Origin of the sequence: Colwellia sp. RSH04, assembly GCF_003545765.1 — a bacterium.
Taxonomy (GTDB): Bacteria; Pseudomonadota; Gammaproteobacteria; order Enterobacterales; family Alteromonadaceae; genus Colwellia.
The window spans coordinates 107,467-126,098 of the sequence record NZ_QXIO01000001.1 but is presented as its reverse complement, the minus strand read 5'-3'; the positions used below and the strand labels follow the sequence as shown (position 1 = coordinate 126,098).

The following is an 18,632-nucleotide window of genomic DNA, read 5'->3' as shown; positions in this document are numbered from 1 at the left end:
AATTTTACGCAGTGGTAAATACTATGAGAAATAATGGTTTTACGTTAATAGAATTAGTTGTTGTTATTGTTATCTTAGGCATTTTGTCGGTTACCGCTTTGCCTAAATACATTAACCTTTCTCAAGATGCCCATGATGCTATTGCTAAAAGGCTGTATGGCTCATATAAAACAGCGGTTACGCTTTATCATAGTTGTTGGTTAGCTGACGGAAGTAATGGTGCAGTGTTAGATTTAAATTGCTTTGCAAAGGGAGATATAGATTCAACCATTACGGGATACCCCCTAGGTGAAGATACTGTTGCTAGCGGTGGAGGTGGTACGCAGTTAACGGGGGAATTTTGTCGACAACTTTGGGTTGGCATGCTCGATGCCGAAGACTTTACACTTGCAATTCATACCGACGCATCGTTTGGTGGTGATAATGATATTATTTATTGGTATTCAAACCCCGATGCGACGTTACCAACGACTTATTGCTACTATAATTATATCCGCGATAACCGAAGTAAAGGTCAAGAAAACTGGCAAATTAGGTATTTTCCAGCAACAGGTGAAGTGACTTTAGGTAGAGCAACGTTAGGTTAATTATCAATATATTAATTAAATAACCTATGGATAAACTCTGACTCTTTGTGACTTAATAGTGGTGCTTGTAAAGCTTCGCTATAATTAAGTTGTTGGTTTAATAATGCCATACATTGTTTTTTATCATAATGTGTTATTTGCATTAATTGTTCAATTGCTTGTAAAGCAAGTAGCTGTGCAGCGTCTTGGTCGAATAACAAACTATCGCTACGCGAAAATGTTTTATGTTCCATCTTGGCCCCCTTAGCTAAGACATTAATAATTATCTTAACAAGATGAATGAATCAAACCAGTATGATTGGGTAATACAATGTTGTATTTTGTAATCAGTAGGGGGAATAAGGATACATGGTCGTTACTTTAATGACTTGCTCATCACAATAGCATCTTCATAACCAAAACCTGATGCACTAGGGTAATAACCTGTTCTTCTAGCTGTTTCACTAAACCCCATATTAATGTAAAGCATTTGTGCTGAGATGTTTTTGGCTCTTACTTCTAAAAAGAGTTTCTGAGCACCTTGCTTGGTCGCTTGAGATATAAATTGCAGTAATAAAGCTTTGCCATAGCCTTTACCTTGATGCTCTGGCGTGACACAGATGTCCATTAATGTAGCTTCATCAATGACTATCTCACCAACATAAAAACCAATGATTTTTTCGTAAGAACTCGCATATTCAGAAAAGTAGCGTCCGCCAATGCAGCTGCTAAATGTTTTCTCAGACCACGGATGGGAGTGACAAGCTTCTTCAATAGCCATTAAGTTTTTTACGTCATTTTTGCTAATAGCGTGAAAGCTAGGCTGTTTAATTGAGGTCGTCATAAGTTACAATATTTCTTCTGAGATAATTTTCCAAAGCGCTCGTTTCAATTTTGGCTGCTCGGATAACTGAGCTAACGATGGCGTATATAAACTATTTTGCTGAAAGTGAATCTCTTCATTTTTTTGGTTTGAATCAACAAAAAACCAGTCGAATAAACCAAGATCTAAATGATTATTATGCTCTTTTACTTCACCAATACTGATATCAATACTTAATAATACATCGCCAAAGAATTGTTGCTTGGCAATATCGGCTAACTTTACGTGAATAAATGGTTGCTCAGTAATTTCTGAATTAGCTATAGCTTGAACTTGGTTTCTGTGTTGCCACAGACTGATGCCCATTTCAGTGAGATGATCAAATTGACGTTGTGAAATTGACATAAAAATAAAGCAGTACAATAAATAAAATTATAATGACAGAAATTGTATCGATTAGAAAGTGAGATAAAATAAAAAAGAAAGGGAAATGGCAGGGGTGGAGAGACTCGAACTCCCAACCATCGGTTTTGGAGACCGCTGTTCTACCAATTGGAACTACACCCCTGCAACGGAGGTGAATTATACTGATGCGAGACAAAAGGTAAAGAGGAATTTAATAAAAAAGTAAATTTTTTAACTGTTCGGCTAATTTATCAACAAAGTGTTAATAAACTAGCCAATAACTCAGTCTTTTTAGAGTGGGGTGATTGTTGAGGTTAATAAGGTGCTGCTTGTTTGGTGCCTCGCAAATAGCAAAACCTAAACTGATCGGGGTATGGGTAAACATCTTTAAAAATTCCGTCAGCAACATTTTGTTGGCATTGTTGCCAGTAAGTTGCTTCAAGCAAATCGCTATGGTGCAATTTGAAAGCTTTTAAATAGTTAGGGTTTGCTAAAGCAAATGTAGCCAACTCTTCAGGAAACATGTCACCAGGGGCAACAGAGTACCATGGCTCTGCAGCGTATATTTGCTCTTCAGTGACAGGCTCAGGTTTTACTCTAAAGTTAACTTCGTTCATATAGGTAATTTCGTCATAATCATAAAATATAACCCGACCATGACGAGTAACGCCGAAATTTTTAAGTAACATATCACCTGGAAATATATTGGCTGAAATAAGTTGCTTTATTGCTTCACCATAGCCATACATGGCTTCATTAATTTTTTCCGTTTCTTTATTTTTAAGCGCTTCAGCTAAGTATATATTTAACGGCACCATGCGACGTTCAATATATAAATGTTCGATAATAATCAGATCATCTTCAAAACGAATAATTGAAGGCGCTACTTTCATTAACTCTTCAAGGAGTGTCTCACTAAATCGGTTTTTAGGAAAAGCCACTTCTGAGTATTCCATGGTGTCAGCCATACGACCAACTCTATCGTGTAACTTAACTAGGCGGTATTTTCCTTTTACATCTTTTTTAGTCATGTTTTTGCTTGGGGAAAATCTATCTTTAATGATTTTAAAAACATAAGGGTAAGAAGGTAGAGTAAATACCGACATCACCATGCCTTTTATTCCCGCCGCAAGTTCGAACTTGTCTTCACTGCTTGCTAAATGATTTAAAAAGTCACGATAAAATTGAGTTTTTCCTTGCTTGTGAAAACCAATTGCAGAGTATAAATCTGCCTTTGTTTTGTGAGGAATTAAACCTTGTAAAAAATTAACGAGTGCATGTGGGTGAAGGCAATCAACAAAAAAATAGGCTCGGGCGAAACCAAAAACAACCGCCATACTTTCGCTTTTAGTCAGCAGTGCATCAATTGTTAAACCGCCTTTATCACCATGCAGTACGGAGACAATAAAGGGTGTCTCGCCAGCGGGTGAAAGTACTCTACCTATAATATAAGCGCCTTTATTACGATAAAAAGTAAAGTTTAAAATATCAAAGGTTAAGTCTGCTAATTTAAAGCGTGTTTTTTCAGCTTGTCGTCGAAAAGCTCGAATTAATGTTTCTACATCAGCATCAAGGTCTTGATAAGGAATTTCACTTTTATGATCATTCATAATATCAACGATGGTTTCTCTTAGGCCTTTATCTGCGGGTGTATAACGTTTAAATATTTTAGGGGTTTCTTGTGCGTCTAGGCGACTTGCGGTGCTTTCAACAAATATATAAGCATTGTGGTAATACTTGCGCTCAAACAAATGACAAAATACCGAATTATAAAACGTTTCAGCAAGTTCAGGTTGTTGGTGATTTTTCAATAACTCAATATAATCACGTTTTACTTGTTGCCATAAATCGTCATTTAATTCTTGTATGAAAAAATCTTGTTTGATGGTGTCAAATGTTTCATTGACACGCTGGTCATAAAAGGTGGTTCTTGCTTTAGCTGCTTCTTGTACTTTACTCCACTGACACAATTCAAAACGTTGCTTGGCTGATTGGGTTATTTCAATAAACAAGCTAATATGGCGTTCAAAGCCATTGAGTATGGTTTTGGCTAAAGCAAAAGAAATATTATTCATATTATTGACCTACCTTTTGACACACTATCGATAAGAATGCCCATAGTTAACACAAGTGTTTGAAAAACAGCATACGATAAAAAAGCACTACAGCGAGATAAAGTTTGCTAAATAGTGGTTATAAATAGAAATAATGTACTGAATTTGGCGCTTAGTAAAATGGCTTTGCTTTTATTCAATAATTAAGCGAGTGTAATTACTTTATTTGTCTTGCTATCAATAGCACTCAGCATTAAAATTAGCCGTTTTAAAATTTACCCGTGAGCTTGTACCGTAAATATTAGCAAGCGCTACCAGTTCACATTATATTTATCGATCTAATAAAAGTATCTCATGCGCGTATCTGATTTCTCATTTAATCTCCCTGAAGAGCTAATTGCTCGATATCCAATGCCAAACCGTACTGGTAGCCGTTTAATGACATTAAGTGGTAATAGCGGGGAACGTAAGGATCTATATTTCACTGATATTATTGACCAATTAAATGCAGGTGATTTGCTGGTATTTAATAACACCCGTGTTATTCCTGCCCGTATGTATGGCCAAAAATCGACTGGCGGTAAAATAGAAGTACTGGTTGAAAGAATTGTTGATCAACATACGGCGCTTGCGCATATTCGAGCGAGTAAGTCGCCTAAAGTTGGTACCGAACTTATTCTCCAAAATGAGCAGGGTAACTCTGTGCAGGCAACAATGGTAGGCCGACAAGGTGCGCTATTTGAACTAAAATTTCAAGGCGAAGACAGCGTATTAACGATATTGGAAAATATTGGTCATATGCCATTACCTCCTTATATTGATCGCCCAGATGAAGATAGCGATAAAGAGCGTTACCAAACGGTTTATAATGAAAAGCCTGGCGCTGTTGCAGCACCAACCGCTGGCTTGCATTTTGATGAAGCTATCCTCGAAAAAATTAAAGCAAAAGGGGTCGAACTTGCTTTTGTAACTTTGCATGTAGGAGCGGGTACATTCCAGCCTGTAAAAGTTGATGAGATTTCTGATCACATTATGCATGCAGAATATGTTGAAGTGCCCTCAGAAGTGATTGAGCAAATTAATGCCACCAAAGCTTCTGGCGGTAGAGTGGTAGCTGTTGGTACAACGTCAGTGCGTTCATTGGAAAGTGCAGCAAAAGCCGCCAAAGATAAACACCAGCCCCTAACAGAGTTTTATGGTGATACCGACATCTTCATTACACCTGGCTATGAATTTCTCGTGGTTGATGCACTATTAACTAATTTTCATTTATCAGAGTCAACGTTGTTGATGTTAGTCAGTGCCTTCGCCGGCTATGAAAATATAATGCCCGCATATCAACATGCCATTGAGCAAGAGTATCGATTCTTTAGCTACGGCGATGCCATGTTTTTAACTAAAAAATCTATTTAATTGAGGTGTTAGTAAACCACGTGAACCAGCGTGTATGCTATCGCCGTTAACCTAAACACCGCCGGCCTGTTTTGCTAGTGGGTGACTTGAGTAAGAAAAATGACAGTAACTGTAAAAAATAGAATGAAATATGAATTAATCACTAAAGACGGTAAAGCGCGCCGTGGTCGATTGATTTTTGACCGCGGAATCGTTGAAACACCTGCTTTCATGCCTGTTGGTACATACGGCACAGTAAAAGGCATGAAAACCGATGAGGTTGAAGCTACTGGTGCAGATATTATTTTAGGGAACACGTTTCATTTAATGTTACGACCTGGTACAGATATCATTGAACAGCATGGCGGTTTACATGGCTTTATGAACTGGGATAAACCTATTTTAACTGATTCAGGTGGTTTCCAAGTATTTAGCTTAGGTGATATGCGAAAAATCACCGAAGAAGGTGTACGCTTTAGTTCTCCCGTTAACGGTGAAAAAATTATGCTAACACCTGAGCGTTCGATGGAAGTTCAGCGTAGTTTAAATTCAGATATCGTTATGATCTTCGATGAATGTACGCCATACCCTGCCACTCATAAAGAATCAAAAGACTCTATGGAGTTGTCACTGCGTTGGGCTCAACGTTCAAAAGATGCACACGGTGATAGCATCAATGCATTATTTGGCATCATCCAAGGTGGCATGTATGAAGACTTGCGTGAAGTGTCTGTTAAGGGCTTAAAAGCAATTGAGTTTGACGGTTATGCTATTGGTGGCTTATCAGTTGGAGAGCCGAAGGAAGATATGATTCGTATTTTAGATCATACCGCGCCCTTGATACCTGAGAATAAGCCCCGATATCTGATGGGAGTAGGCAAACCTGAAGATTTAGTTGAAGGTGTGCGACGTGGTATTGATATGTTTGATTGTGTCATGCCAACACGTAATGCTCGTAACGGTCATTTGTTTGTTAATGATGGCGTGATTAAAATACGTAACGCAAGTCATAAAACAGATACTCGACCATTAGATCCTACGTGTGATTGTTATACCTGTAAAAATTATTCACGCGCTTATTTACATCATTTAGATAAGTGTAAAGAGATTTTAGGATCGCAATTAAACACCTTACATAACTTGCATTTTTATCAACGTGTAATGCAAGGTTTGCGTGATGCGATAGAGCAAGGTAAATTAGACGACTTTGTTGAAGAGTTTTATGCTGTGCGTGGTTTACCTGTTCCACCATTAGCAGAAGGAAGTGAGCAAATTTAGCTCCAAAAGAATTTTGGTTTGTATAATTGCAAACTCTATACGATTTAAATTTAATAAGAAGAAGTAGAGGATAATATGAGTTTATTTATTAACACAGCACATGCTGCAGCAGCCCCAGCCCCTCAAAGTGGTGGTATGGAAATGATCATCATGCTAGCCGTGTTTGGTTTAGTGTTTTACTTTATGATTTATCGCCCACAAGCTAAGCGTGTTAAAGAGCATAAAGGTTTAATGTCTGCCTTATCAAAGGGTGATGAAGTACTTACTCAAGGTGGTATTGTTGGGAAAATAGTTAAGGTTTCTGACGAAAAAGACTTTATCGCTATTAGTGTTGCAGAAGGTACAGAAGTGACTATTCAAAAAGCAGCAATTAGTGCCGTATTACCTAAAGGTACAATGAAAAACTTATAATCGTTTTTCTTTGTTATAAGCTGATTTTCTAAACAGAAAAAGTACAGTTTGGTCTTTGCCATAACGTACTTTTTCTTTGATTTTAAAGCTCTTAACCTTGATGTAGACAATTATACCAGTGCTAAATAAAAAATAGAAAAGGACACATTGTGTTAAACAAATACCCTTTATGGAAAACACTGATGGTGATGCTTATTATTGCCATAGGTGCACTCTATGCCACACCAAACCTATACGGTGAAGCACCCGCAGTGCAAGTTTCAGGTTTACGAGGTGTTGAAGCCGATACCGCAACTCTTGATCAAATCAAAGCTCAATTAGAACAAAGTAATATTGCTTACGACAGCATCGCGCTGGAAAAAGGTCAGATATTAACTCGCTTTAAAAATACTGAATCTCAATTAAAGGCGCGTGATATTCTTGATGAAAAATTAGGTAAACAGTATTCAGTTGCACTTAATTTAACACCTAATACGCCTGAATGGTTAGCTAGTATTGGTGGTGTGCCAATGAAGTTAGGTCTAGATTTGAGTGGTGGTGTTAGCTTCTTAATGGAAGTTAACATGAAAGAAGCCATGGCAAAAGCGAAAGCAGGCATGGTTGGCGAGTTTCGTTCTGAATTACGTAATGAGAAGATTCGTTATCGTACCGTAAAAGAAGACGGTAATGCGATTAGTGTTATCTTTCGAAAAGTTGAAGATTTAGAAGCGGCCGAGTCATTACTTTCAAAACGTTACCGTGATTTATTATTTAAAACAGATGATGATTCATTAACGTTAACAGCGAGTATGACAGAGCAAAAAGAAAAAGAAATTCGAGAGTATGCTCTTCAACAAAATATAACGATTATTCGTAATCGTGTAAATGAGTTAGGTGTTGCGGAACCACTAGTGCAACGCCAAGGTAAAAAACATATTGTTATAGAATTGCCTGGTGTTCAAGATACCGCCAAAGCGAAAGAAATACTTAATGCAACCGCGACTATTGAGTTTAGATTAGTCGACACTGAAGGTGATTTAGGCAATGCATTAAATGGCAGGGTGCCTGCAAGTTCAATTTTATTGACCGACCGTGATGGTAAACCATCACTATTGAAAAAGCGTGTAATGCTAACGGGTGATCATATTACTGATGCGAAATCTGGTTTTGATGAATATTCACGTCCACAAGTAAATATTTCACTAGATAGTGCAGGCGGCAGTAAAATGTCGAATGGCACTAAAAATAATATCGGTAAGCCAATGGCGACGGTATTTATTGAATATAAAGCTACCGATAAAAAAGATGCTGAAGGCAATATAATCTTTGAAAAAGTAGAAGAAATTATTTCAATTGCGACTATTCAAGCACGTTTAGGTAAGCAATTTCGTATCACTGGTGCTGGTAGTCAAGCAGAAGCACATAACTTAGCATTATTACTACGTGCCGGTGCATTGATTGCGCCAATTACTATTGTTGAAGAGCGTACAGTAGGCCCAACACTTGGAGCTGAGAATGTTAAGTTAGGTTTTCAAGCAATCATGATGGGCTTTGCTTTAGTCTTTATCTTCATGATGGTTTACTACAAAGCTTTTGGTGTTGTGGCTAACTTAGCGTTAGGGGCTAACTTAGTGTTAATTGTTGGCATCATGTCGATGATTCCTGGAGCGGCATTATCTTTACCGGGTATGGCAGGTATTGTTTTAACTGTGGGTATGGCTGTTGATGCCAACGTACTAATTTTTGAACGTATTCGTGAAGAAATAAGAGAAGGTAAATCTATACAGCAAGCTATTCATCAAGGTTATGAAGCGGCATTCTCAACCATTATCGATGCTAATATCACTACCTTAATTGCCGCACTTATCTTATTTGCAATTGGTACAGGGCCTGTCAAAGGTTTCGCGATAACATTATCAATCGGTATTATTACGTCAATGTTTACATCAGTGGTAGCGTCAAGAACTGTCGTTAATGCTGTTTGGGGTGGAAAATCCCTGAAAAAACTATCTATATAGTAAGGTGAGAGTTTAATTATTATGCAAATTTTACGATTAAAAGAAACTGTTGCCTTCATGAGCTTACGTAAGTATGCCATGATTTTCAGTGCAATATTAATGCTTGCGTCTATCGCTTCTCTTGCAACCAATAAACTAAATTTTGGTTTAGATTTTACTGGCGGTACGTTAATTGAAGTTGGTTTCGAGCAAGCAGCTGATTTAACGCAATTAAGAGAAGTACTCGATAGCAATGGTTATCAAGACGCTGTTGTTCAACTCTACGGTAGTTCTCGTGACGTCGTGATTCGTTTAGGTCAACGTGATGATGTTAAAGCTGAAATGTTGGGCAACCAAGTACTTAAAGTATTAACAGATGGAACAGGTCAAAATGTTGATATGCGCCGTATAGAGTTTGTTGGTGCAAGTGTTGGTGATGAGCTTGCAGAGCAAGGTGGTTTAGCAATGCTAACGGCTTTAATCTGTATTTTAGTGTATGTTGCTTTTCGCTTTGAATGGCGCTTTGCCATTGGCTCTGTTGTGGCGTTATTTCACGATGTGTTATTAACGTTAGGCCTTTTCTCTGTGCTTGGTTTAGAGTTTGATCTAACCGTATTAGCAGCAATTTTAGCGGTTATTGGTTATTCACTGAACGATACCATTGTAGTGTCGGATCGTATCCGTGAAAACTTCCGTAAAGTACGTAATGGTTCGCCTGAAGAGATTATTGATATCTCATTAACACAAACGTTAAGCCGTACTTTTATTACTTCAATCACAACCTTATTAGTATTGGCTGCATTATTCTTTAAAGGTGGCGCACTCATTCACGGTTTTGCAACAGCATTATTGTTTGGTGTGTTTGTTGGTACGTATTCTTCCATTTATGTTGCTTCATCGGTTGCGTTATCTTTAGGCATTTCTAAAGAAGACTTAATTCCTGAAGTGATTGAAAAAGAAGGTGCTGATCAAGAAGAGATGATGCCTTAATTACTGTTAAATGCAAAATTTGAAAAAGTATAGAAGCCGATAGTTTTTTACTATCGGTTTTTTTTATACCTAAGAAAAGTGATTAACTTTGCGTGAACTACACTACATTATGCACATTGGTATTAATGGACTTGGCATTAAGCTTACTGTATGCTGCACGCCCTTCCACAAGTTATAGCGCCGAAACGGTTTTTAGCACTTGCTTATAGTTTATTTTTTAAGAGAGTTTTTATGAGTTTTACCTCATTAGGTTTATCTGAGCCAATCCTAAAAGCCGTAGCCGAACAGGGCTATAAAACACCTTCACCGATACAAGCAAAAGCTATTCCTGCAGTTATTTCAGGACGTGATGTAATGGCTGCAGCGCAAACCGGTACAGGTAAAACGGCCGGCTTTACTTTGCCTTTATTAGAACGTCTCATTAAAGGCAATAAAGTTAAAGCGAATAATGTACGTGCCTTGGTATTAACACCAACACGAGAGCTAGCAGCACAAGTCAGCGAAAGTATTGAAACTTACAGTAAACACCTGAACTTGAATTCGACTGTTGTTTTTGGTGGGGTAAAAATAAATCCGCAAATGATGAGGTTACGTCAAGGTGTTGATGTATTAGTGGCCACACCAGGGCGTTTACTTGATTTATATAATCAAAATGCTGTGAAATTTACTCAGCTAGAAGTACTGGTGTTAGATGAAGCTGATCGTATGCTAGATATGGGCTTTTTAAGAGATATTAAAAAAATCTTGGCATTATTGCCTCAACAACGTCAAAACTTATTATTCTCTGCCACCTTTTCTCCTGATATTCGAGCCTTAGCTAAAGGGTTAGTCAATAAGCCGTTAGAGATTTCGGTCAATCCGGAAAATAGTACAGCAGAAAAAGTAACCCAATGGATAACTGCAGTAGATAAAAAACGTAAGCCTGCAGTATTAAGTTACTTAATCAAGGAAAATAACTGGAAACAAGTCTTGGTCTTTACCAAAACCAAACATGGCGCTAATAAACTTACCCGATTCTTAGAAGCTGAAGGCTTAACTGCAGCGGCAATTCATGGCAATAAAAGTCAAGGTGCACGAACAAAAGCGTTAGCAGCATTTAAAGATGGAACGGTGCAGATATTAGTGGCAACAGATATTGCGGCGCGTGGTATCGATATAGATTTGTTACCTCAAGTTGTAAACTTCGAATTACCGAATGTACCTGAAGATTATGTTCATCGAATTGGCCGAACGGCGCGTGCTGGTAATACTGGCCAAGCGGTTTCGCTTGTTTGTGCTGATGAACTTGAATTATTGTGGGATGTTGAACATGTTATTCAGCAGCATATTGAACGAAAAGTATTAGAAAAATTCATACCAGTGAATGAATTAGGTGATTCTAGAGCAATCAGGCCATTAAAAGCGAAGAAACCGAAAAAAGCTAAAAAACCGAGAAGTGAAAAAGTTGAACATAAAGATGGCCAGCGTTCAGGTGAAAATGCAAGTGGGCATCAAGTTCGGACACCTAAGAAAAAAGGCCAAGTTAACACCGCTCAACCTAAAGGCAATAAGCCAGCAGCTAAAGCTCGCAGAAGAAAGCCTAGCCCAAATAAAAATAGTTAAACATTAGAGCGTACCTATGAAATCACCTTATCGAGCAGCTCATCCTGAGTTGCTCGATAAAAGTTAGCAACGCGATAGCAGGTCCCTATTTAGTTAATCCATTACTAGAATAAGATACAAAAATAAATTACAGTGATTACCTTGGCTTTTTTTAGCTTATATTTCATGTGCTCATTACAAATAGTGAGCATAAAAGGAACTTTGTATGCTGTTCAATATTTTTGTGGTTTTAATCATTGCTGTTGTGGTGTTTGTTATCTTATCTAAAAGAGATAAAAAGAAGTCTAAACATCAATATTCACATATGGTTGAAGGAGCAAAAATCAATGCAAAAAAGAAAACGGTCCATAAACCAATAAATGCTGAGTTTGTTGGTGACAAGCCTGAAGAAAAAACACAAAAAATCAAAGAAAAAAGCGAAGCACCTGAAGACTTTTTAGCATTCCAAGTACATACATCTGATAAGCTAAATGAGAAACAACAAAAAATTATTGCTGAAATAAATCAATCATTTCGAAAACCACACCCACTACTGTTGCCGTTAACCCAACGTTCTTTCGAACCTAATGAACTTTTTGAATTAATCAAAAAAGACACAGAAATGACCGCTAAGGTGCTTAATGCGGTTAATTCACCTTTATTTGCATTACACCAACCTATAACCAATATTAACCACGCTATTATTTATTTAGGAGTAGGGCAAGTTAAAAGTATTGCTATGCAATTTGCTATGCAACAAGGTATGGAGTTTACTGATAAAAATCAGAATGATGCGTATCAAAAATTATGGAAAGCAAGTTACTTAGCGAGTTCATTTTGTGCCTTAGTTGCCAAGGAAATGGGCGAAGAAAACCCAGCAGAACTCTCTACTCGTTGTTTACTGTCTTATTTAGGCGACTTAGCTATTTTATCTTACAAGCCATCACTGGCAGGTTTTTATTTAGATGACTTTACGTTGTTTGAACGTACAAAGGTTTTTCAAGAGTCGATGGGAATCAATTCAGCCATTGTAGGTAAACATCTTGCCAAACAATGGCAATTACCTGGTGCTTTGGAGTCAGGTATCGATCATAGTATTTTACCGTTAACAAGCGGTAGTGTAATTAATGAACTAAGTCATGAACAGACTCGACATGTTTTATTATGTTATTTATCTTGTCGTTTAGGTGATTTGGTGTCTTTTAATGGCTTAAGCGATGTACCAGATTATGATGAAGTGAGTTATGAAGCATTAGGTGAATTAGAGTTTTATTACACGCAAGAAAACATACAGCTAGCTGGTTTTGATAAAATTAATGCAGTAATTGCTGACGAAGGATTTAAAAAGAAATTAAACAAAATTATTAGCAAAGTGAACGCTGATATTTAATTATCTAATCAATTTCGTATGAAAAGGGGACAGGTAACTATCTGAGTTCTTATAATATTTTAATCTTATTTTCTTTAAGCAACTTTTGATAACTTCTGCGTAAACGCTGTACTACTTTAGGGTCTGAGTCTTTATTCATTGCAAAATATAAAGCTCGATTATTTAGCGGTTCAATAGGGGCGATAGCTTTTATTTGACTACATTCAGTGCTGTGATGCTGACAAATCTCATCAAATGCGGTTAAATTTGCAGTGATTAAATCAACTCTGTTTTTAGTTAACAATTGAAAAACTTGTTTTGCGGTTGTTACCGGTACTAAATATTCAAAACCTTGCGCTTTTAACGTTGAGTAACTAGCGCTACTTAATAATGAACCAACTCGATATTTACTGAAGTCTTTAATGTTATTAGATGAAGGAATCTCGGTGTTTTTAAGCGCAAAAAAGTAATATTTAGGCTTTGAAATAATGCCAATCCAATGAAATTTATCTTCACGCTCAATGGTTCTCACCATAGAATAAATTAAGGTGTTGGGAACTAGATTGGCTTCTTTATAAGCTCTTGCCCACGGTAGAACACGCGTTTCAAAGCTCAAGCCAGATTCATTGAATACTTTTTCTATAAGTTTAGCTGCAGGACCTGCCATCTCTCCAGATGTTTTCTGGTATTGCAGACTTGGTGCATCTTCAGTAACCACAGAGATTGTTTGAGTAAAGCCATTAATTGATATTGCATAGCTGTAAACAAACAAACATAGAGAATAAAGTATTTTCGACATTACTAACCTTTGTGAGTAAATAAAACTCATATTAAATCAGCGCTAAAACATATAAACGCATAAGTAAAGATAAATGCTGCTATAAAAAAACGCCAATAGTAGTGATACTTTTGACGTTTTATATAGAAATTATTGAATGATTACTTATTTAAAGCATCACCTAAATGAGGACGAAGTTCTTTTAATATTTCTTTTTGTAGTCTTGTACTACTTGCCACAATATTGCCTGATTTTGCTTGATTATGTCCACCAGCAAAGTCAGTCACTAAACCGCCAGCTTCAATGACTAACAACTCACCCGCAGCCGTATCCCATGGTTTTAGACCGATTTCGAAGAAGCCATCAACTCGGCCAGCAGCGACATAAGCTAAATCGAGAGCTGCAGATCCAGCTCTTCGCATATCAGACGTTTTAGTAAATAAAGCACTAAACATTGCCATGTATGCTGAGGTATGTTGTTTATGTTTAAATGGGAAGCCTGTAGCAAGTACAGTACCTGATAACTCTTTATGATTTTTAACACGAATTCTAAAGCCGTTTAATTGTGCACCTTTACCACGGCTTGCAGTGAATAATTCACCACGAATAGGATCAAAGATCACGGCTTGATCAAGTTTACCTTTTACTTTTAATGCAATTGATACGGCAAAATGAGGGATGCCTTTGACGAAGTTTGTTGTACCATCTAATGGATCAACTATCCATTGGTAATCATCGTCTGAGCCTTTTGAAACGCCAGATTCTTCACAAATAATGGTGTGTTCTGGGTACGATTTACGAATAGTCTCAATAATTGCTTCTTCAGCATTTAAATCTACGCTACTAACGAAATCGTTAGTTCCTTTTGATTCAACTTCAACTTTATCAAGTTGCTCAAAAGAGCGAACAATCACTTTACCAGCTGTACGCGCAGCGCGCACGGCAATATTTAGCATCGGATGCATATAGAGTACCTATTTGTAAATGGCTTTTAAAAGAACGAAAATTGATTCCTACATTCAGGAAATCAAGCGCGGCGTAGTATAGCAAAGTTAAATGTAGTTTGCGATATAAATAGAAAAATAATTGTTTATATTTTAATCGATGTAGGTTGAGAACAGCCTATATATATAAATAGACTATTAAATAATAATTCGCCATAGCGTTTTTAGCACATTGTACGTGCTTTTTATTAAGTACAGCAGTACTCTTTTATGGTAGAATTATGCACTTTAGCCGTCTAGACGTTTTAGCTAGTCGAGTAATCAATAATTCTTTAGAAAATGTAGAGTATAAAATGACAGACACACTAAGTAGTAAGCTACCTAACAATTTATTAGATCGCGTAAAGATTGTATTAGTCAATACGTCTGACTGTCGTAATATCGGCTCAGCAGCACGGGCAATGAAAACCATGGGGCTTAGCCAATTAGTACTGGTTGATCCTATTGAAATGCCAAATGGGCAAGCACAAGCTCTAGCCGCAGGTGCTACCGATGTGTTAGCCAATGCTAAGGTAGTGAGTACTTTGGAAGAAGCCATTGAAGACTGTGGCTTAGTTGTTGGGACAAGTGCTCGTTCTCGTACTTTACCTTGGCCAATGCTTGAGCCAAGAGGGTGTGGTGAGAAAATGGTGAGTGAAGCAAGTGAATATCCTGTTGCTTTAGTATTCGGTCGCGAAAGTAGTGGTTTAACCAATGAAGAATTACAGTTATGTCATTTTCATGTACAAATACCAGCTAACCCCGAATATAGCTCGCTTAATTTAGCTATGGCAGTACAAACTTTGAGTTATGAAATACGAACTAGCTATTTATTAGCTCATGATCAAAATTATCAAGAGCGCAGTACAGGTAATGGTACCGACATTTCTAAAGCAACCAGTGAAGATGATGAGTTATTTCCTGTTGTTGAAGAAACTGAACGCTTCTACCAGCATTTTGAAGAAGCGTTAAAGGCAACGGGCTTTATCGTGCCTAAGCACCCTGGTTTAGTGATGACAAAACTACGACGTTTATTTAACCGTGCAAGACCTGACGTTAAAGAAGTTAAAATGATGCGTGGTATTTTGGCTTCAATTGAAAGAACGGCTAAGAATAACAAATAACGACCTGAGCTTTTACACTTGGGGAATTAATGGAAATAAGGAAGTATTATGTTTGACCGTATCAAAGAAGATATCAACAGTGTCTTTGATAGAGATCCCGCTGCTCGTACGAGCTTTGAAGTATTACTAAACTACCCCGGTTTACATGCAATTTGGTTTCATCGAATTAGTCATAAACTATGGAAAGCAAATTGGAAGTTACTTGCTAGATTGTTTTCGACCTTTTCTAGGTGGTTGACAGGTATAGAAATTCACCCAGGTGCCACTATAGGCAAACGCTTCTTTATTGATCATGGTATGGGCGTCGTTATTGGTGGCACTGCTGAAATAGGCGATGATGTCACTTTATACCAAGGAGTTACCCTGGGTGGTACAAGTTGGAAAGCAGGTAAACGTCATCCAACTTTAGAAGATAATGTCGTTATTGGCGCTGGCGCACAAGTATTAGGCCCTATTACTATTGGTAAAGGTGGCAAGGTTGGCTCGAACTCCGTTGTTGTAAAAGATGTCCCTGAAAATGCAACAGCGGTAGGTATACCAGGTAGAATTGTGCCTGATAAGAAAGAAAAAGAAGAGCACGATAAGCGAGAGCAAGTAGCTAAGCAATATGGTTTCGATGCTTATGCGGTTTCTGCTGATAACCCAGATCCTGTCGCTAAAGCAATAGGTCGATTAATTGACCATGTCCATCTAATGGATAATCGTGTTACAGATTTATGTAAAGAAATTAATGCCATGGGTGGTGATGTTTGTTCAAAAGATTTACCAGAATTACGCGTAGGTGAATTTGTTGAAGATGAAAAAGCTGCCGCTAAACGCAGAGAAGGCATAGTAGAAAGTTTTGATCCTGAAATTTAACGACTATTTTATTAATTAATACAGTTGCTTAATATAGAATTCAGTAATAGTTGACAAAATTAGTCAACTATTACTTTTCCCTCAGCTTTTCTTCAGTTATAATACCTGAGTAAATTAGTCGGGTATATATTTGACTATTTTATAAGGTTATGTAAAATTGCGCGCAAATGAGTAAATAAGTCGCTATTTGGTTGTCCTGCTGAATAATTTTACTTAATGATACTGTTATATTTGAGAGCTGATTATGAAACTTACCTCAAAAGGTCGCTACGCTGTTACTGCTATGTTGGATGTAACAATTCATGCGGTATACGGACCTGTATCGTTGGCAGATATTTCTGAACGCCAAGGTATTTCTCTATCTTATTTAGAGCAGCTTTTTTCTCGTCTAAGAAAACAAGGGCTTGTAACGAGTGTACGTGGTCCTGGTGGCGGATACCGATTAGGTAAATGCTCTGCACAAATTGCCGTTGCTGATGTTATTAGTGCGGTTAATGAAAGTGTTGATGCCACTAAATGTTCTGGCAAAGGTAACTGCCAAGCTGGTGAGCAATGTTTAACTCACTCTTTATGGCAAGGGCTTAGTCAGCGAATCGAAGAATTTCTACAAAATATCACCTTATCGGAATTAGTTGAAAAGCGTGATATTAAAGCGGTTTCGCAAAGACAAGATGATTTACAAAACAATGTTAAATCGAAAGATCTTGCTTTAGAAACCTTAATTACTACAAAGAATATAGCTCACGACTGGCAATAAGCTGTCGTATTGATTTTAAATTGGAGAGAGTAAGCGAATGAAGCTTCCTATTTATTTTGATTATTCTGCTACTACGCCTGTTGATAAGCGTGTTGCAGAGAAAATGATGCAATATATGACAACAGAAGGTCATTTTGGTAATCCTGCTTCTCGTTCTCATAAGTTTGGTTGGCAAGCAGAAGAAGCGGTTGATATTGCACGTAATCAAATCGCAGATTTACTTAACGCTGACCCTCGTGAGATTGTTTTCACTTCAGGTGCTACAGAGTCTAATAACCTTGCTATTAAAGGTGCAGCTAACTTTTATAGTAAAAAAGGCAAGCACATTATCACCTGTAAAACTGAACACAAAGCGGTTTTAGATACTTGTCGTGAATTAGAACGCCAAGGGTTTGAAGTGACTTATTTAGATCCTGAAGAAAATGGCTTAATTGACTTAAATAAATTAAATGACGCAATGCGTGATGACACAGTACTTGTCAGTATTATGCATGTAAACAATGAAGTAGGTGTTATCCAAGACATCGCTGAAATTGGTGAAATGTGTCGTGCTCGTAAGATTATTTTCCATGTTGATGCAGCACAAAGTGCAGGTAAAATTAATATAGACTTACAACAGCTTAAAGTTGATTTACTTTCAATTTCAGCTCATAAAATGTACGGCCCTAAAGGCATTGGTGCTTTATATGTTCGTCGTAAGCCACGTATTCGCTTAGAAGCTCAAACACACGGTGGTGGTCATGAACGTGGTATGCGTTCAGGTACACTAGCGACTCACCAAATTGTTGGTATGGGTGAAGCGTGTCGTATAGCTAAAGAAGAAATGGCACAAGATTTAGCACATGTTACCGCCATGCGTGATCGTTTATGGGCAGGTATTAACACCATGGAACAAGTCTTTATCAATGGTGATGTTGAGAAACGATTTGCCGGTAACTTAAACGTTAGCTTCAATTTTGTTGAAGGTGAATCGTTAATTATGGCACTTAAAGACTTAGCAGTATCTTCAGGCTCTGCATGTACTTCGGCAAGTTTAGAGCCATCTTATGTACTTCGAGCTCTTGGCTTAAATGACGAAATGGCGCACAGTTCAATTCGTTTTAGCTTTGGTCGCTTTACTACTGAAGAAGAAGTCGATTTTGCCATTGATTTAATTAAACGATCAATCGGACACCTTCGTGATATGTCACCGCTTTGGGAAATGTTCAAAGACGGTATTGATTTAGATTCTATTGAATGGGCTGCTCACTAATTAGCAGCACGAAATAAATTTATTGTCAGTGGTTT

Annotated in this window: 18 protein-coding genes and 1 tRNA gene; 12 read left to right on the top strand and 7 right to left on the bottom strand. The window is 37.5% G+C overall.

The genetic code is table 11. The annotated features are described in order from the left end of the window. The first annotated feature begins 23 nt into the window (after window positions 1-23). Window positions 24-587 (top strand): type II secretion system protein, encoded by a 564-nt coding sequence (locus D1094_RS00510; protein WP_118958131.1) that lies wholly within the window; start codon window positions 24-26, stop codon window positions 585-587. 11 nt (window positions 588-598) lie between these two features. Here D1094_RS00510 and D1094_RS00505 read toward each other — a convergent pair whose 3' ends face one another. The 5 genes from D1094_RS00505 to aceK all read right to left on the bottom strand — a co-directional run bounded on the left by D1094_RS00505 (window position 599) and on the right by aceK (window position 3,869). Then, on the bottom strand, window positions 599-820 hold the full coding sequence (locus tag D1094_RS00505) for a hypothetical protein (protein ID WP_118958130.1): 222 nt from the start codon (window positions 818-820) through the stop codon (window positions 599-601). A gap of 122 nt (window positions 821-942) precedes the next feature. Continuing rightward, window positions 943-1,410 (bottom strand): ribosomal protein S18-alanine N-acetyltransferase, encoded by a 468-nt coding sequence (rimI, locus tag D1094_RS00500; RefSeq protein WP_259337774.1) that lies wholly within the window; start codon window positions 1,408-1,410, stop codon window positions 943-945. A 3-nt stretch (window positions 1,411-1,413) separates the two neighbouring features. After that, entirely contained in the window at window positions 1,414-1,794 is a 381-nt protein-coding gene (locus tag D1094_RS00495; RefSeq protein ID WP_118958129.1) for a DNA polymerase III subunit psi, read from the bottom strand. Window positions 1,795-1,880: 86 nt separating this feature from the next. Then, a tRNA-Trp gene (locus D1094_RS00490) sits at window positions 1,881-1,957 on the bottom strand. 151 nt (window positions 1,958-2,108) lie between these two features. Further along, window positions 2,109-3,869 (bottom strand): bifunctional isocitrate dehydrogenase kinase/phosphatase, encoded by a 1,761-nt coding sequence (aceK, locus tag D1094_RS00485; protein WP_118958128.1) that lies wholly within the window; start codon window positions 3,867-3,869, stop codon window positions 2,109-2,111. A gap of 333 nt (window positions 3,870-4,202) precedes the next feature. On the opposite strand from aceK, the gene queA reads away from it, so the two are divergent. From queA to D1094_RS00450, 7 genes are all read left to right on the top strand, one after another. Then, complete coding sequence (gene queA / locus D1094_RS00480) at window positions 4,203-5,261, top strand: tRNA preQ1(34) S-adenosylmethionine ribosyltransferase-isomerase QueA (protein ID WP_118958127.1); 1,059 nt, start codon at window positions 4,203-4,205, stop codon at window positions 5,259-5,261. Between the two features lie 123 nt (window positions 5,262-5,384). Further along, entirely contained in the window at window positions 5,385-6,518 is a 1,134-nt protein-coding gene (tgt, locus tag D1094_RS00475; RefSeq protein ID WP_182440084.1) for a tRNA guanosine(34) transglycosylase Tgt, read from the top strand. Window positions 6,519-6,593: 75 nt separating this feature from the next. Further along, complete coding sequence (yajC, locus tag D1094_RS00470; protein WP_118958125.1) at window positions 6,594-6,929, top strand: preprotein translocase subunit YajC; 336 nt, start codon at window positions 6,594-6,596, stop codon at window positions 6,927-6,929. 149 nt (window positions 6,930-7,078) lie between these two features. Beyond that, a complete protein-coding gene (gene secD / locus D1094_RS00465; protein ID WP_118958124.1) occupies window positions 7,079-8,926 on the top strand; it encodes a protein translocase subunit SecD in 1,848 nt (615 codons plus the stop codon). A gap of 21 nt (window positions 8,927-8,947) precedes the next feature. Next, the gene (secF, locus tag D1094_RS00460; RefSeq protein WP_118958123.1) at window positions 8,948-9,895 is read left to right on the top strand and encodes a protein translocase subunit SecF; all 948 of its coding nucleotides are present in this window, start codon (window positions 8,948-8,950) and stop codon (window positions 9,893-9,895) included. Between the two features lie 231 nt (window positions 9,896-10,126). Further along, window positions 10,127-11,497 (top strand): DEAD/DEAH box helicase, encoded by a 1,371-nt coding sequence (locus tag D1094_RS00455; RefSeq protein WP_118958122.1) that lies wholly within the window; start codon window positions 10,127-10,129, stop codon window positions 11,495-11,497. A 205-nt stretch (window positions 11,498-11,702) separates the two neighbouring features. Then, the gene (locus D1094_RS00450; RefSeq protein WP_118958121.1) at window positions 11,703-12,866 is read left to right on the top strand and encodes an HDOD domain-containing protein; all 1,164 of its coding nucleotides are present in this window, start codon (window positions 11,703-11,705) and stop codon (window positions 12,864-12,866) included. A 49-nt stretch (window positions 12,867-12,915) separates the two neighbouring features. Here D1094_RS00450 and D1094_RS00445 read toward each other — a convergent pair whose 3' ends face one another. Together D1094_RS00445 and suhB are read right to left on the bottom strand one after the other, a co-directional pair. Beyond that, window positions 12,916-13,644, bottom strand: a complete 729-nt coding sequence (locus D1094_RS00445; protein ID WP_182440055.1) for an ABC transporter substrate-binding protein — start codon at window positions 13,642-13,644, stop codon at window positions 12,916-12,918. 140 nt (window positions 13,645-13,784) lie between these two features. After that, window positions 13,785-14,588, bottom strand: coding sequence for an inositol-1-monophosphatase (gene suhB, locus D1094_RS00440; protein WP_118958119.1), 804 nt, complete (start codon window positions 14,586-14,588; stop codon window positions 13,785-13,787). 332 nt (window positions 14,589-14,920) lie between these two features. On the opposite strand from suhB, the gene trmJ reads away from it, so the two are divergent. The 4 genes from trmJ (at window position 14,921) to D1094_RS00420 (ending at window position 18,597) form a co-directional block, all read left to right on the top strand. Continuing rightward, window positions 14,921-15,730 carry a tRNA (cytosine(32)/uridine(32)-2'-O)-methyltransferase TrmJ gene (gene trmJ, locus D1094_RS00435; RefSeq protein WP_118958667.1) on the top strand — a complete coding sequence of 270 codons (810 nt, stop codon included), beginning with the start codon at window positions 14,921-14,923 and terminating at the stop codon, window positions 15,728-15,730. Window positions 15,731-15,778: 48 nt separating this feature from the next. Next, window positions 15,779-16,588 carry a serine O-acetyltransferase gene (cysE, locus tag D1094_RS00430; protein ID WP_118958118.1) on the top strand — a complete coding sequence of 270 codons (810 nt, stop codon included), beginning with the start codon at window positions 15,779-15,781 and terminating at the stop codon, window positions 16,586-16,588. Between the two features lie 244 nt (window positions 16,589-16,832). Beyond that, window positions 16,833-17,345 (top strand): Fe-S cluster assembly transcriptional regulator IscR, encoded by a 513-nt coding sequence (iscR, locus tag D1094_RS00425; protein WP_118958117.1) that lies wholly within the window; start codon window positions 16,833-16,835, stop codon window positions 17,343-17,345. Between the two features lie 37 nt (window positions 17,346-17,382). Then, window positions 17,383-18,597 carry an IscS subfamily cysteine desulfurase gene (locus D1094_RS00420; RefSeq protein ID WP_118958116.1) on the top strand — a complete coding sequence of 405 codons (1,215 nt, stop codon included), beginning with the start codon at window positions 17,383-17,385 and terminating at the stop codon, window positions 18,595-18,597. The last annotated feature ends 35 nt before the right edge of the window (window positions 18,598-18,632 follow it).